The organism is Krasilnikovia cinnamomea (assembly GCF_004217545.1).
Taxonomy (GTDB): Bacteria; Actinomycetota; Actinomycetes; order Mycobacteriales; family Micromonosporaceae; genus Actinoplanes; species Actinoplanes cinnamomeus.
Genome location: NZ_SHKY01000001.1, coordinates 1,529,477 through 1,544,353 on the forward strand (window position 1 = coordinate 1,529,477; position 14,877 = coordinate 1,544,353).

A 14,877-nucleotide genomic window follows, 5' to 3' on the forward strand; every position below is an offset into this window, starting at 1 on the left:
TTTCACGGACAGTCGCCCGCCGGCCGGTCTGCGTCACGGGGGTCCCCACACCACACTGGCCAGCCCCGTTGCCGTGCTGCGCCGGGCATACGGCCGCGCTCAACCTCATCGCCTCCGGAAGGTCATTCGTGACAGAAGCCCACCAGACCGGTGCCGACGTTCGCTCCCTCACCGAGGCTCTCATCGCGCACGCGCAGGGCGCGGGCGGGCAGATCACGTCGGCCGAGGTCGTGCAGACGGTCGAGTCCGCCGAGGTGACACCGGCTCAGGCCAAGAAGATCCTGCGCGCCCTCGTGGACGCCGGCGTCACGGTCGTGGTCGACGGCTCCGCGAGCACCAAGCGCCGGGTCGCCGCCGCCCGCGCCGCCACACCGGCGTCGAAGGCGACGACCGCCAAGGCCACCCGGGCCCCGGCCAAGAAGGCCGCCGCGCCCGCGCCGAAGCAGGCCGCCACCGAGGAAGGGGCCGCCGCGCCGGCCCCGGCCAAGAAGGCACCCGCCCGCAAGGCCGCCGCCGAGGGCACCGCCCCGGCCCGCAAGACCGCCGCGCGCAAGGCCGCCGCCCCGACCACCGGACCGGCCCCCGCGAAGGCGGCCAAGGCCACCAAGGCCACCAAGGCGGGCGCCCCCGGCGAGGAGGAGCCGGTCGAGGGCGAGGAGATCGATCCCGAGGAGCTGGCCGCCGAGATCGAGGACGTCGTCGTCGAGGAGCCGCCCGCCATGGTGCAGGCCGCCGCCTCCGACGCGGCGAGCTCCGCCACCGAAGGCGACTTCGAGTGGGACGACGAGGAGTCCGAGGCGCTCAAGCAGGCACGCCGCGACGCCGAGCTGACCGCCTCGGCCGACTCCGTCCGGGCGTACCTGAAGCAGATCGGCAAGGTGCCCCTGCTGAACGCGGAGCAGGAGGTCGAGCTCGCCAAGCGGATCGAGGCCGGCCTGTACGCCGCCGAGCGGCTGCGGGCGTACGAGGAGGGCGAGGAGAAGCTCGACCGTACGTTCGAGCGCGACCTGCGCTGGATCGGCCGCGACGGGGAACGCGCCAAGAACCACCTGCTCGAGGCAAACCTGCGGCTCGTGGTCTCGCTGGCCAAGCGGTACACCGGGCGCGGCATGGCCTTCCTCGACCTGATCCAGGAGGGCAACCTCGGCCTGATCCGCGCGGTCGAGAAGTTCGACTACACCAAGGGCTACAAGTTCTCCACGTACGCCACCTGGTGGATCCGCCAGGCCATCACCCGCGCCATGGCCGACCAGGCCCGCACCATCCGCATCCCGGTGCACATGGTCGAGGTGATCAACAAGCTCGGCCGCATACAGCGTGAGCTGCTCCAGGACCTGGGCCGCGAGCCCACTCCGGAAGAGCTGGCCAAGGAAATGGACATCACGCCGGAGAAGGTGCTGGAGATCCAGCAGTACGCGCGTGAGCCCATCTCCCTGGACCAGACGATCGGTGACGAGGGCGACAGCCAGCTCGGTGACTTCATCGAGGACTCCGAGGCCGTGGTGGCGGTCGACGCGGTCTCCTTCTCGCTGCTGCAGGACCAGCTCCAGCAGGTGCTGCAGACGCTCTCCGAGCGGGAAGCGGGAGTGGTTCGGCTACGTTTCGGCCTGACGGACGGCCAGCCGCGTACGCTGGATGAGATCGGCCAGGTGTACGGGGTGACCCGCGAGCGGATCCGGCAGATCGAGTCGAAGACGATGTCGAAACTGCGACACCCGTCGCGTTCGCAGGTCCTGCGGGACTACCTGGACTAGATCCTTTTCAACTGTGCGTGCCTCAATGGTTACCGCTGGTACATCGTCGGGTAGTGACCAGACCGTTGTGCAGAAGTGATCGTTGACGTGGCACCCTTGGGGCACGGCACACTGTCCGGACAACCTGTGACCTGGGTCCCCCCGGGCCACGGCGGGAAGGCCGCAACGCTCGAGGATGTTGCACGATGTGTGCCCTGTAGCCGAGGAACATGTTCATCGGTGACGACCAGAGGAGGAAGGCGATGACCCCGACTCTCACGCCGCCGTCGGAGACGATGGCAGGACCAGCAGCCGATGAACGCTGCGACCGGTGCAACGCTGCCGGAAAACTTCGTCTGACCCTCGCCGGCGGTGGTGAGCTGGTGTTCTGTGGCCACCACGCCAACCGCTACGCCGAGGATCTGGTGAAGATCGCGGTGCAGTACGCCGCCGAGCCGGAATTCGCGTGGCGCGGCGCGGACATGATGTCCAGCTCCAACTGACCTGTCCCCCAGATAGCGACCAGGGCGCCCACGGTGTGGGGCGCCCTTTCGCTGCCCTGGGGGCCCGCGCGGGTCTGGCCCGCGCGGGCTGACTCAGAGGGTCTGGATCGTGGCGATCCGCTCCTCCAGCTGCTCGATGGTCGCCTGCGCGCTGGGCGGGCCGCCGCAGATCCGGCGCAGCTCCGCGTGGATCTTGCCGTGGGGCAGCCCCGTCCGGTGGTGGTGCGCCGCGACCAGCGTGTTGAGCTGGCGGCGCAGGCTGACCCGCCGCTCCCCCGCACTCAGCACCACCGGCTCGCGCGGCTGCGGCACCGGGGCCTCCTTGGCCCGCCGCTTCTGCTCCGCGAGCTGCTCGGACTGGCGGCGGTCCAGCAGCAGCGCCACCTGATCAGGGCTCAGCAGGCCGGGCAGGCCGAGGTACTCCTCCTCCTCCGGGGTGCCCGACCGGGCCCCCGTGCCGAACGACGCCCCGTCGAAGATCACCTGATCCAGTTCGGCCGTGGCGGACAGCGCCTCGAACCGCTTCTCCAGCTCGCCCGCCGCGTCCTCCGCGCGCTGCGCGCGTTCGAGCAGGGCGTCGTCGAGCCCGTCCGGGTCCTTGGGGGCGCCGAGGATGTGGTCGCGCTCGACCTCCATCTCGCTGGCCAGCCCGAGCAGGTGCGGCACGCTGGGCAGGAACACCGTCGCGGTCTCCCCCGGGCGCCGGGCCCGGACGAAACGGCCGATCGCCTGGGCGAAGTACAGCGGGGTGGAGGCGCTGGTCGCGTACACGCCGACGGCCAGGCGGGGGATGTCGACGCCCTCGGAGACCATCCGCACCGCCACCAGCCAGCGCTGCTCCGAGTCGGCGAAGGTGGCGATCCGCGCCGAGGCGCCCTGGTCGTCGGAGAGCACCACCGAGGGCTTCTCCCCGGTGATGGTCTCCAGCAGCTTCGCGTACGCCCGGGCGGTCTGCTGGTCGCTCGCGATGACCAGGCCACCCGCGTCGGTCATGCCGTGCTCGCGCAGCCGTGACAGCCGGGCGTCGGCGGCCCGCAGCACCTGCGGCATCCAGTCGCCGCGATGATCCAGCGCGGTACGCCAGGCCTGCGCGACCAGGTCCTTGGTCATCGGCTCGCCGAGGCGGGCGGCCAGCTCGTCACCGGCACTGGTGCGCCACCGCGTCTCCCCCGAGTACGCGAGGAAGATCACCGGCCGGACGACCCCGTCGCGCAGGGCGTCGGCGTACCCGTAGGTCGAGTCGGAGCGGGAGCGCTGCAGGCCGTCGTCGCCGCGCTCGTAGGACACGAAGGGGATCGGGTTGTCGTCGGAGCGGAACGGCGTACCCGTGAGCATGAGGCGCCGCTCGGCGGGCTCGAACGCGTCCTTGACCCCGTCGCCCCAGGTCCGCGAGTCGCCGGCGTGGTGGATCTCGTCGAGGATCACCATCGTGCGGCGGGTCATGGTGCGCCGCCGGTGCACCGCGGGCGCCATGCCGACCTGCGCGTACGTGAGCACGGCACCGTGGAAGTCGCGGGCGGAGTGCACGTCGGCGTTGCGGAACGCCGCGTCGAGCTGAATGCCCACCCGCGCCGCCGCCGTCGCCCACTGCGTCTTCAGGTGCTCCGTGGGGCAGACCACGGTGACCGCGTCGACGGTGCCGTCGTTCAACAGCTCGGCGGCGATCCGCAGCGCGAAGGTGGTCTTGCCCGCGCCCGGGGTGGCGACCGCGGTGAAGTCCGGGGTCCGGCGCCGCAGATACTCCACCAGGGCCTTGCGTTGCCATGCCCGCAGTGGCGGGAACGTCTCCAGGTCCGGCAGGGGCGGGCTCAAGCTGCGGTGGTCCTCTCCACTCATGCAAACGCCCCCGGGCGGCACGGCGGCGGAGGCGGCTTCAGCATAGCGGCGCCCTCCGACACCGGCGGCCACGGCTCCGGAACACCACCGGCCGCAGCGATAGCGCGACCAGCGGTTACGGATCGGCTGCGCCTCGGGGCCAGCCTCTTGCCGAACGGCCGTTCACGGAAGTGGCGGCGGCGCCGCGACCGGGGCCGACCAACGGCGGTACAGGGCGAGCAGGCGTACCCCGATCATGCCGATCGCCGCGGCGGACAGGGTGAGCAGGTTCGCCCCGCCGAGGCGGACCAGCAGCGTCACCGTGACCGCGCCGCCCAGCGCGACGATGGCGTAGATCTCCCGCTGGAGCACCACGGGGATCTCGGCGGTGAGCAGGTCCCGGGCCAGCCCGCCGCCGATGGCGGTGAGCATGCCGATCAGGCACGCGCCGACCGCCGGCACGTTCGCGTCGAGGGCCTTGAGGGTGCCGGTGACCGTGAACAGCCCCAGCCCGGCCGCGTCCAGCACCAGGACGGTACGGCGCACCCGGTACAACTGGGGATGCAGCCAGAACACGGCGACGGAGGCGACCACGGCGGTCACGGCGTACCGCCAGTCCGCGAACGCCAGCGGGGGGACGGAGCCGATCACCAGGTCGCGGACGATCCCGCCGCCGAGAGCGGCGGTGAAGCCGACGAAGGCGACACCGAACAGGTCGAGGCGCTTACCCACCGCGGCGGAGCCGCCCGAGGCGGCGAACACGGCCACGCCGATGAGATCCGCGACGAGCGGGCCGTAGCTGCCCGTCACGACACCGCGCCGAGAGCGAGCGTGATCAGCTCTTCATCGCCTCGTAGATCTCTTTGCACTGCGGGCACACCGGCGAACCGGGCTTCGGCGACTTGGTCACCGGGAACGTCTCCCCGCACAGCGCGATCACGAACGTGCCCATGACCGCGCTCTCGGCGATCTTCTCTTTGCGCACGTAGTGGAACATTTCGGGCCCGGTGTCGGCATCCTTGGTTTCCGGGCGCTCCAAGATCTGCGTGCTCACGGCATCTGCCCTTCCAGAGTTCTGCCAGTCGTCTATCTGCCACCGCGTGCCCCCCGGTCACCGCGGAAGATGCTCCAACCCGCAAGTCTGACACCAGTACCCGGGGTCGGTCCAACGACAACGCAGCAGCGTGGCACCGTACCGTAGCGATCGTGACCGACTTCTCGATTCAGTATGGGGGCCATGTCAGCCGGGCGCGCGGCGACGGCCGCCCGGTGGTGGCCCTGGAGAGCACCATCGTCTCGCACGGCCTGCCCCGCCCGGACAACCTGCGGGTGGCCCGGGAGATCGAGCAGACCGTACGCGACAACGGCGCCGTGCCCGCCACCATCGGCATGATCGGCGGCCGGTTGACCGTCGGCCTCGACGACGCCCAGATCGAGCACCTGGCCGGGGCGGACGGCGTCGCCAAGCTGTCCGTGCGCGACCTGGCCCTGGCCGCCGCAACGGGCGCCGACGGTGCCACGACGGTCGCCGCGACCAGCGCGGTCGCCGCGGCGGCCGGCATCGGCGTGTTCGCCACCGGCGGCCTGGGCGGGGTGCACCGGGAGGCGAACACCACCTTCGACGAGTCGGCCGACCTCACCGCGCTGTCGCACACGCCGATCGTGGTGGTCTGCGCCGGGGTGAAGTCGATCCTGGACGTGGGGGCGACCCTGGAGCGCCTGGAGACCCTGGGCGTGGCCGTCGCCGGCTACGGCACGCACCGGTTCCCCGGCTTCTTCGTCACCGACGGTGGCTTCGACGTCGACTGGCGGCTGGACACCCCGGAGCAGGTCGCCGCCGCCGTGGCCGCCCGCGCGGACCACGGCGTCAGCTCCGGCGCGCTGGTGCTGGGCCACCCGCTGCCCGCCGACGAGCAGCTCGACCCCGAACTGCACGACCGCACCCTGGCCGAGGGGCTGGCGCTGCTGGCCCGCGAGGGGATCACCGGCAAGGCCGTCACCCCGTTCCTGCTGGCCCATTTCCACGACAGCACCGAGGGCCGCAGCCTGGCGGTCAACGTACGCATCATCCTGCGCAACGCCGCCCTCGCCGCCCGGATCGCGGCTGCCGCGGCACCGGCCCCGAGCCCACTCGGCTTCAGCATCCCCGCGTGAGCGAGCGCACCGAGCGCAGCGAGGGCCACGAGCGCACGCCCAGCCAGCACAGCGTGAGCGAGCGCAGCGAGGGCCACGAGCGCCCTATCGGGCGGTCCGGTGTGATCGTGGTCGGGGACCTGGTCACCGACGTGCTCGTGGTGCACGGGAGCCCGATCGAGACTGGGACGGACACCGACGCGGCGATCACCCTCACCGGCGGCGGTCAGGCCGCCAACACGGCCGCCTGGCTGGCCCACGCGGGCTGCGCGGTCACCCTGGTCGCGGCGGTCGGCGAGGACCCGGCCGGGCGGGAACGGGTGGCCGAGCTGACCGCGCGCGGGGTGCGCTGCGCGGTGCGCGCCCACGAGGGCGCCCCCACCGGCAGCGTGGTGGTGCTCGCCACGGCCGACGAGCGGACCATGCTGGCCGACCGCGGCGCGGCGCTGCTGCTGGACCCGGGCGACGTCGCCGCGGCCGTCGCCGCCGCACCCGGCGCCACCCACCTGCATCTGTCCGGGTACCCGCTGCTCGATGCCCGCTCCCGGCCGGGCGGGCTGGCCGCCCTGGCCACGGCCCACACCCACGGCCTGACCATGAGCGTCGACGCCGCCTCCGCGGGCCCGCTGCGGCGGGCCGGGGCGGCGGCCTTCCTCGATTGGGTACGCGGGGCCGACCTGCTGCTGTGCAACGCCGACGAGGCAGCCGTGCTGGCCGGTCCCGGTACGGCGCAGGAGCAGGCCCGCGCGCTGACCGGTGCGGCCCGGCACGTGGTGGTCAAGTGCGGCGGCGCGGGGGCGGTCTGGGCGTCCCGGGACGGGACGACGGAGCGGGTCGCGGCGGCCCGCGTGCCGGTGGTCGACCCGACCGGGGCAGGCGACGCGTTCGCGGCCGGGCTGCTGGCCGCGTGGTGTGCCGGTGCGGGCCCCCCAGCCGCCCTCGCGGCCGGGACCGCGCTCGGCGCCGAAGCCGTCCGCCGGGTCGGGGCGCGTCCCTGAACAGCGAGCGCTCCGGTGTCTCCGGCCCCCTGCCGGCCGAGATCGGGGCCGCCGGGTGGGCGGCCCGGCGCGCGGCGCCGGACCCGCGTTTCAGCCGTCGGCGTCGATCGTGCGGTGCTCGTTCTGCCCGGCGGAGTGGCTGTCGAGGACGGGCCGCTGGCGTTCGGTGTTGCGGGCCTCGTACCGTTCCGCCTTGGTCTTGGGCGGGCGGTCGTTGGCGATGAGCACGGCCGCCCAGGGCAGGAACACCATCCCGGCCGCGCACAGGATGAGCCACAGCGGCAGTAGCGGCACCTGGGCGCTGATCAGGACGGCGCCCAGGATGAGGCAGCCGGCCCGGAGGCCCATCATGGTCACGTAGCGGATCTGCCGGCTGCGGAGCTGGTCACTCTGGCTGAGGGCCGCGTCGGTGATCAACACCGGGCGGTCCGGCTGCTTCTTCACGGGTGACTCCGATCGACTCTTCATCCTCGCACCGGACCCACCCGGCTGCCCAGCATCGACGCGAAGCTCAACCCGCCCGCTTCGCGGCGGCCTTCATCTCCTTCTTGTAGGCGCGCACCCGCGCCAGCGAGTCGTCATCCACGATGTCCGCCACCGAACGGTAGGAGTCCTGCTCGCCGTACCCGCCGGCGGCCTCGCGCCACCCGGTCGGCCGCACGCCGTACTGCTTGCCCAGCAGGGCCGTGAAGATCTGGGCCTTCTGTTTGCCGAAGCCGGGCAGCGAGCCCACCCGCCGCAGCAGTTCCGCGCCGTCGCGGACGTCGGCCCAGAGGTTCGCGGCGTCGCCGTCGTACTCGGCCACCAGGACCCGGCACACGTCCTGCACCCGCGTCGCCATGGCCTTCGGGAAACGGTGCAGCGCGGGCGGCTTCGCGAAGATCTCGATGAGGGCGTCGGTGTCGAACTCGGCGAGCTCCCGCGCGGTGGGCGGGTGGCCGAGCCGCTGAGCGAGAACGTACGGCGAGCTGAACGCCTTCTCCAGCGGGATCTGCTGATCCAGCACCATGCCGATCGTCAAGGCCAGCGGGTCCCGCGTGAGCAACTCGTTCGCTTCCGGCACGATCGGAAGGGAGATCGTCATGGCGTTCATCTTCGCAGGTCCCGGTCCTGTGCCCGACCCAGGCCCGGCAGGGTCGCAGGCGCACGGTCGGCGAAGATGTACCGCACCGATGGAGAGGAGCCGCTGATGCGGGCGCTGGTGCAGACCGTGAGCCGGGCGAGTGTCACCGTGGACGGTGCGGTCGTCGGCGAGATCGCGGACGGGCTGCTGGTGCTGCTCGGCGTCACCCACGACGACACGGCCGCGACCGCACAGACCATGGCCCGCAAGGTGTACGAGCTGCGCCTGCTCGACGACGAGGCGTCGGCCGCCGACGTGGGCGCCCCGCTGCTGGTGGTCAGCCAGTTCACCCTGTACGGCGACGCCCGCAAGGGACGCCGTCCGACCTGGGCGGCCGCCGCCCCGGCCGAGGTGGCGGAACCGCTGGTGACCACGTTCGTGGAGGCGCTGCGCGCCCGCGGCGCGACCGTGGCCACCGGCCGGTTCCGGGCCCACATGCTCGTGGAGAGCGTGAACGTGGGCCCGCGTACGGTTCTGATCGAGCTGTAGCCGTCAGAAGAACAGGCCCCGGCGCTGGGCGGACTGGCGCAGCCAGTTGTCCAGCTGCCCGGCCCAGTCGACCTGGTCGACGGTGTGGTAGTCGACGTCGAAGCGGCCGAACGCGTCGTGGCCCTCGGTGAACAGCCCGCCCCGCTTGTCGAGTTCGAGGATCACCTGCAACACCTGCGGGGTCGCGATGAAGGTGACCTCGAGCTGGTTGATCCCGCTGGCGTACGCCGGGGGCGGGTAGAACTCGATCTCCTGGTAGAACGGCAGCGTCTGGTGCACGCCGTACACGGAGCCGCGCTCCACGTCGGCCTTGCTGAACCGGAAACCGAGCCGCTGCAGCGCTTCGAGGATCCGCTCCTGCGCCGGCAGGGGGTGCACCGCCACCGCGTCGAGGTCACCCTTGTCGACGGCGCGGGCCACCTCGAGCTCCGTGGCCAGACCCATCGTCATGCCGTGCAGGTGCTGGCCGTACACCTCGGTGATCGGGGTTTCCCACGGCACGTCGAAGCGGAACGGCAGGTCGTGGCGCTGACCCGGGTCCAGCTTGAAGGCACCGGTGAGCCGCTGCTTGTGAAATTCCTGGTTGGTGTTGTACTCGCTGTCGCCGCTCTCGACCTCGACCCGGGTGACCAGGGCCAGCGACACATACTCGATGTCTACCGAGTGTTCGCCGCCGATCACCTGAACGTGACCCTCGAGGTAACCCCCGGGCCGGCAGTTGGGGTTGGTGAGCACCGTTTCCACGGACGGGCCACCGACGCCGAGTGCCCGCATCATCCGTTTGAAGACCACGGACCTTCCCTTCGTGTGTCGTTCTGGAACACATTATCGGGCTCTTACCAATCGAGTCTCGTTCCCCATATGTCCAGCCAATTCGGGCGGCGTGTCGGGTTCACGACCTCAGGGTTCTCCCCGATTCATGCCACCTGGACGCTTGCCTCACCTCGGCTTAACGCCTCCCGCGCCAAGCTTTGATCACCGGCACGAATGCGGGCTGGGAATGCACCGAGTTCACGCGGGGAGGGGACTGAAAGTGGTCCTGCAGATGAAGGCGATGGAGTCCATGGCGGAAGAAGCCGCTGACGGCATCATGACAGACAGTGTCGAGGCCCTGGCCGACCTTGACGCCACCGACGAGCGCGGCGTCTCCGCCGACCTCGTCCGGGCGTACCTCAACGGCATCGGTCGGACCCGCCTGCTCACCGCGGTCGAGGAGGTGACCCTCTCCAAGCGGATCGAGGCCGGCCTCTACGCCGAGGAGAAGCTGCCCACCGCCGACGCGGACGTCGCCGGACTCCTGGAGATCATCGTCGCCGAGGGCAAGGCCGCGAAGAACCACCTGCTCGAGGCCAACCTGCGGCTCGTCGTCAGCATCGCGAAGCGCTACACCGGGCGCGGCATGGCCTTCCTCGACCTGATCCAGGAGGGCAACCTCGGCCTGATCCGCGCGGTCGAGAAGTTCGACTACACCAAGGGCTACAAGTTCTCCACGTACGCCACCTGGTGGATCCGCCAGGCCATCACCCGCGCCATGGCCGACCAGGCCCGCACCATCCGCATCCCCGTACACATGGTCGAGCAGGTCAACCGCATGGTCCGCGCCCGCCGCGACCTCGCCACGCAGCTGGGCCGCGAGCCCAGCATCGCCGAGATCGCCAAGGCCATGGGCGTACCGGAGTTCCAGGTCATCGAGCTGATCTCGTACGACCGGGAGCCGGTCAGCCTCGACCAGGCGGTCGGCGAGGACGGCGAGAGCGCCCTCGGCGACTTCGTCGCGGCGGTCGACCCGCGCGGCGAGCCGGGTGACGGCCTGGCCCGGGGCGAGCTGCGCAACGAGGTCGAGATCGTGCTCTCCACGCTGTCCGAGCGGGAGTCCGCGGTGATCCGGCTGCGCTTCGGCCTCGACGACGGCCGCCAGCGCACCCTCGACGAGGTGGGCCGCGAGTTCGGCCTGAGCCGCGAGCGCATCCGCCAGATCGAGAAGGTGACGATGCTCAAGCTGCGCTCGCCGGAGCGCGCCGGCCGCCTGGAGGCGTACGCCAGCTGAGCGCCCGCGACCGGCCTGGTACCGGAGTGGGTGGTGTTCGGTTCCGCCGCCCTCGCCCTCGCCGGCACCGGGCACCCGTTGCTGGCGGCCGGTTTCGCGGCGCTGGCCGCGGCGAACCGGCTGGCCCTGCACCTGCTGCGGACAACGACCGGCGGCGAACCGGTCTGATGCCTTGACCCGGGCGTTCAGAGGTGGCGGGGGCCGGTATCCGGACGGGCGCCCGCCGCACCGACCTCCACTGTGGCGTGCAGCACGTCGAAGCCGTCGGGGCGGGCCAGCACCGGGTTGAGCGACAGCGCCCGGATCCGCGGATGCTCGTCGGCGAGGCGGCCGACCCGCAGCAGCAGGTCGACGAGCGCGTCCCGGTCGACCGGGGACGAGCCCCGGTAGCCGTGCAACAGCGGGGCCGCCCGCGGCTCCTCGACGAGCGCGGCCGCGGCCGAGTCGGTCAGCGGCGCGGCCCGCCACGCCAGGTCACCCAGCAGCTCACTGGCGACCCCGCCGAGCCCGAAACCGACCACCGGGCCGAAGGCGGAATCCTCGGCCACCTCCACCCGGCACGCCACCCCCGGCGCGACCATCGACTGCACCAGCACCACCGGGCCGAACGCGGCCGCGAGCTCGCCGTACGCGGCGCGGACGGCGCCCGCGTCGGCCAGGTTGAGGCGTACCGCGCCGAGGTCGATGCGGTGACGCAGGGAACCCCGGGCGGCCTTCAGCGCCACCGGGTAGCCGCACTGCTCCGCGGCGCTCAGGGCGGCCGGCAGCGACCCGGCGGACGTGGACGGGACGACCCGGACGCCGTACGCGGCCAGCAGCTCCGTCAGCTCGCCCTGCACCTCGGCGGCGGCGGGATCCACTCCGGACAGCTCCGGATAGCGGCCCGGCGGGCGGCGCAGCCACTCCGCGTACGAGGCGACCCGGCCCAGCGCCCGTACCGCCTCCTCGATCGACGGGTACGACGGGACCCGCGACGGCAGCTGTCCGAGCAGGAACGTCGCCACGGTCGGCTTCTCCCCCGCCAGCGCGACCGTGGACAGGGCGACGGCGAAGTCCGCGTCGGAGTCGGGCAGCTGGCCCGGCAGGGGCGGGGCGAACACCACGACCAGCGCGTCCACCCGCTCGTCGGCCTCGGCGTCGGCCAGCGCCGCGGCGAACTCGTGGGCGCCGGACTGCGGGCTGAGGTCGCGCGGGTACCCGTCGGCGACGACGAGTCCGTTGGGGCGGCAGGCGGCGACCGCGAGCCCGGACAGCGCGGACGAGTTGCCCACCACGGCGACCCGCCGGCCGGCGGGCAGCGGCTGGTGCGCCAGCAGCACGCCGACGTCGAACAGTTCGCGGACCGTGTCGACGCGGATCACCCCGGAGCGGGCGAACAGCGCCGTGACCGCGTGCGCGTCGGGGCCGGGCAGGTCCTCGGCCAGCCCGCGCGGGCGGGTCGCCGACGCCACGGCCACGATCGGCTTGATCCGGCTCATCCGGCGCGCCAGCCGGGCGAACTTGCGCGGGTTGCCGAACGTCTCCAGATACAGCAGCACGACGTCGGTGCGCGGATCGTCCTGCCAGTACTGCAGCAGGTCGTTGCCGGAGACGTCGGCGCGGTTGCCGGCCGACACGAAGCTGGACAGCCCGAGTCCGCGCCGGTCCGCCTCGGCCAGCAGGGCCACCCCGAGCGCGCCGGACTGGCTGAAGAAGCCGACCCGGCCGGCGGCCGGCAGGGTCGGGGCGAGCGTGGCGTTCAGCCGTACCGTCGGATCGGTGTTGGCAATACCCAGGCAGTTCGGGCCCACCACCCGCATCCCGGCCGCCCGGGCCTGCTCCAGCAGCGCACGCTGCGCGTCCGCGCCGTCCGGGCCGGTCTCGGCGAAGCCCGCGGACACCACCACCAGGGCTCCCGCGCCGGCAGCGGCCGCGTCCGCCACGGCCTCGGAAACCCGTTCCGGAGGTACGGCGATGAGCCCCACGTCGATCGTCTGCCCCGCCTCGGCCGCCGACCGGTACGCCCGCCGCCCCGCCACTCGCTCGGCGCTCGGGTGCACCGGCACGACCGCCCCGGTGAACCCGCCGTCGCGCAGGTGGGCCAGCAGCGCCGCGCCGACCCCGAGGCCGCTGGTGCTGGCCCCGTACACGGCGACCCCACGCGGGCTGAGCAGCCGCGCGATCGACCTGGCCTCGGTGCGCTGCTCCCGGCTCTCCTGCACCTGGCGGGAGAGTTCGGTGGGGGCGATCGGGAATTCGAGGTGCACCACGCCGTCGGCGTAGCGGCGCTGGATCTGGTAGCCGAAGTCGCTGAAGACGCGCAGCATGCCGCCGTTCTGCGGCAGCACCTCGGCGACGAACCGGCGGATGCCGTTGGCCCGGGCCGCCTCGGCCAGGTACTCCAGCAGCACCGACCCGATGCCCCGGCCCTGGTACGCGTCCTCCACCACGAACGCCACCTCGGCGTCGGGTGAATCCGGGCCCATCCGCTCGTAGCGGCCGACCGCCAGGATGCGCGCGCCGCTGACCGCGACGTACGCCTCCCGGTCGCGGTGGTCGACGGTGACGAAGCGTTCCAGGTCCCGCTCCGGGATCCGCGGGTACGGCGAGAAGTAGCGCAGGTAGCGGGTGCGGTCGCTCATCCGGGAGTGCAGCTCGACGATCGCTTCGGCGTCCGCCGGGCTGATCGGGCGCAAGTGGACGGCGCTGCCGTCGGAGAGCAGCACATCGGCGCCGGTGTCGAGGACCATGGCGGTCAATCCCTCGGGTCGTACGGGTCGAGGCCGTGCAGCGGGAACACCGCCGTGCGGGTCGCCAGGATCGCCCGGTCCACCGCGTCGGTGGCGGTGCCCGGTTCCCAGCGCTCGTCCGGCGGGTCGACGCCGTCGGTGAAGGTGGCGGGGATGTCGGCCTGCGGGCGGCGCTGCGCGGCGAGTTTGCGCCAGTCGGGCGGGGTGGGGGTGCCCGGCGCCAGCGGCTCCCCGGTGGCCACGGCCAGCAGGTGGGTCCAGGCCCGGGGCACGACCTCGACCAGCGCGTACCCGCCGCCGCCGGTCGCGACCCAGCGCCCGCCGCAGATCTCGTCGGCGAGCGCCCGCAACGCCAGGTAGGTGGCGCGCTGGCCGTCCACGGACAGGCGCAGGTCGGCCAGCGGGTCCAGCCGGTGCGCGTCGGCGCCGCACTGGGTGAACAGCACCTGCGGCGCGAAGGCGCGCACGACGGACGGGACCACCGCGTGGAACGCGCGCAGCCAGCCGCCGTCGCCGGTGCCGGGTGGCAGGGCCACGTTCACCGACGTGCCCTCGGCGCCCGGGGCACCCGTCTCGTCGGGGAAGCCCGTGCCGGGGAACAACGCCAGCGGCGTCTCGTGCAGGCTGACCGTGAGCACGCGCGGATCGTCGTAGAAGACGGCCTGGACCCCGTCGCCGTGGTGCACGTCCACGTCGACGTACGCGATCCGCTGCGCGCCCAGGTCGAGCAGACGCGCGATCGCCACCGCGGGGTCGTTGTAGACGCAGAAGCCGGCGGCGCGGGCGGGCATGGCGTGGTGCAGGCCCCCGGACACGTTGACCGCGCGGGTGCTGGAGCCGAACCAGACGGCCTCGGCCGCGGCGATCGTGGCGCCGCAGATCCGCGCGCTGGCCTCGTGCATCCCGTCGAAGACGGGGTTGTCGGGGGTGTTGAGACCCCAGCCGGCGAAGAACGGGTCGCGGGGCGCGTGCCGGACCGCATCCAGGTAGTCCGGGCGGTGCACCCGGGTCAGCGCGTCCTCGCTGGCGGGTTCGGCGGGCACCACCCGCACCCCGGGCCGGTCGAGGATGCCCAGCTCGCGGGCGAGCGCGATGGTCAACTCCACCCGGACCGGGTTCATCGGGTGCTCGCCCATGTCGTACGCGAGCAGCGCCGGGTCCCAGACCACCGTCGTGGGCACGCCGTCCGCCATGGCGCCATCGTCGCACGCCCGGCGGGCCGCCCGGTCCGCCGCGCCCCGGCGGGCCGCCGGTCTCGCCGCGAGGGCCGTCACCGGTCTGAGGGTAATATCGCCGTGGGAGGACTC

Annotated in this window: 15 protein-coding genes; 7 read left to right on the forward strand and 8 right to left on the reverse strand. The window is 72.7% G+C overall.

The window, feature by feature from the left end:
- The first annotated feature begins 128 nt into the window (after positions 1 to 128).
- Both EV385_RS06680 and EV385_RS06685 read left to right on the forward strand, forming a co-directional pair.
- Positions 129 to 1,754: an RNA polymerase sigma factor gene (locus tag EV385_RS06680; RefSeq protein WP_130508653.1), complete on the forward strand. Its 1,626-nt coding sequence runs from the start codon at positions 129 to 131 to the stop codon at positions 1,752 to 1,754.
- Between the two features lie 242 nt (positions 1,755 to 1,996).
- Entirely contained in the window at positions 1,997 to 2,236 is a 240-nt protein-coding gene (locus EV385_RS06685) for a DUF7455 domain-containing protein (protein ID WP_130513132.1), read from the forward strand.
- A 93-nt stretch (positions 2,237 to 2,329) separates the two neighbouring features.
- On the opposite strand, the gene EV385_RS06690 is transcribed toward EV385_RS06685, so the two are convergent.
- From EV385_RS06690 to EV385_RS06700, 3 genes are all read right to left on the reverse strand, one after another.
- On the reverse strand, positions 2,330 to 4,048 hold the full coding sequence (locus EV385_RS06690) for a DEAD/DEAH box helicase (RefSeq protein WP_242624749.1): 1,719 nt from the start codon (positions 4,046 to 4,048) through the stop codon (positions 2,330 to 2,332).
- A 186-nt stretch (positions 4,049 to 4,234) separates the two neighbouring features.
- Positions 4,235 to 4,861 carry a trimeric intracellular cation channel family protein gene (locus EV385_RS06695; RefSeq protein WP_130508655.1) on the reverse strand — a complete coding sequence of 209 codons (627 nt, stop codon included), beginning with the start codon at positions 4,859 to 4,861 and terminating at the stop codon, positions 4,235 to 4,237.
- 25 nt (positions 4,862 to 4,886) lie between these two features.
- Positions 4,887 to 5,105 (reverse strand): DUF3039 domain-containing protein, encoded by a 219-nt coding sequence (locus EV385_RS06700; protein ID WP_130508656.1) that lies wholly within the window; start codon positions 5,103 to 5,105, stop codon positions 4,887 to 4,889.
- Positions 5,106 to 5,257: 152 nt separating this feature from the next.
- Between EV385_RS06700 and EV385_RS06705 the strand changes: the two genes are divergently transcribed.
- Together EV385_RS06705 and EV385_RS06710 are read left to right on the forward strand one after the other, a co-directional pair.
- Positions 5,258 to 6,205, forward strand: a complete 948-nt coding sequence (locus EV385_RS06705; RefSeq protein WP_130508657.1) for a pseudouridine-5'-phosphate glycosidase — start codon at positions 5,258 to 5,260, stop codon at positions 6,203 to 6,205.
- Between the two features lie 101 nt (positions 6,206 to 6,306).
- A complete protein-coding gene (locus tag EV385_RS06710; RefSeq protein WP_130513133.1) occupies positions 6,307 to 7,182 on the forward strand; it encodes a carbohydrate kinase family protein in 876 nt (291 codons plus the stop codon).
- Between the two features lie 90 nt (positions 7,183 to 7,272).
- Here EV385_RS06710 and EV385_RS06715 read toward each other — a convergent pair whose 3' ends face one another.
- A complete protein-coding gene (locus EV385_RS06715; RefSeq protein ID WP_130508658.1) occupies positions 7,273 to 7,626 on the reverse strand; it encodes a DUF3099 domain-containing protein in 354 nt (117 codons plus the stop codon).
- Between the two features lie 67 nt (positions 7,627 to 7,693).
- A complete protein-coding gene (locus tag EV385_RS06720) occupies positions 7,694 to 8,266 on the reverse strand; it encodes an HhH-GPD-type base excision DNA repair protein (protein ID WP_207229773.1) in 573 nt (190 codons plus the stop codon).
- Positions 8,267 to 8,371: 105 nt separating this feature from the next.
- Here EV385_RS06720 and dtd point away from each other — a divergent pair, with 105 nt between their 5' ends.
- The gene (dtd, locus tag EV385_RS06725) at positions 8,372 to 8,794 is read left to right on the forward strand and encodes a D-aminoacyl-tRNA deacylase (RefSeq protein WP_130513134.1); all 423 of its coding nucleotides are present in this window, start codon (positions 8,372 to 8,374) and stop codon (positions 8,792 to 8,794) included.
- Positions 8,795 to 8,797: 3 nt separating this feature from the next.
- On the opposite strand, the gene EV385_RS06730 is transcribed toward dtd, so the two are convergent.
- A complete protein-coding gene (locus EV385_RS06730; RefSeq protein ID WP_130508660.1) occupies positions 8,798 to 9,586 on the reverse strand; it encodes a sporulation protein in 789 nt (262 codons plus the stop codon).
- 271 nt (positions 9,587 to 9,857) lie between these two features.
- On the opposite strand from EV385_RS06730, the gene sigB reads away from it, so the two are divergent.
- The gene (sigB, locus tag EV385_RS06735) at positions 9,858 to 10,841 is read left to right on the forward strand and encodes an RNA polymerase sigma factor SigB (protein WP_278045019.1); all 984 of its coding nucleotides are present in this window, start codon (positions 9,858 to 9,860) and stop codon (positions 10,839 to 10,841) included.
- Between the two features lie 33 nt (positions 10,842 to 10,874).
- Entirely contained in the window at positions 10,875 to 11,009 is a 135-nt protein-coding gene (locus tag EV385_RS35615; protein ID WP_278044968.1) for a hypothetical protein, read from the forward strand.
- A gap of 17 nt (positions 11,010 to 11,026) precedes the next feature.
- Here EV385_RS35615 and EV385_RS06740 read toward each other — a convergent pair whose 3' ends face one another.
- Both EV385_RS06740 and EV385_RS06745 read right to left on the reverse strand, forming a co-directional pair.
- Positions 11,027 to 13,570, reverse strand: coding sequence for a bifunctional acetate--CoA ligase family protein/GNAT family N-acetyltransferase (locus EV385_RS06740; protein ID WP_130508662.1), 2,544 nt, complete (start codon positions 13,568 to 13,570; stop codon positions 11,027 to 11,029).
- Positions 13,571 to 13,575: 5 nt separating this feature from the next.
- On the reverse strand, positions 13,576 to 14,763 hold the full coding sequence (locus EV385_RS06745) for an acetoin utilization protein AcuC (protein ID WP_130508663.1): 1,188 nt from the start codon (positions 14,761 to 14,763) through the stop codon (positions 13,576 to 13,578).
- Between the last annotated feature and the right edge of the window lie 114 nt (positions 14,764 to 14,877).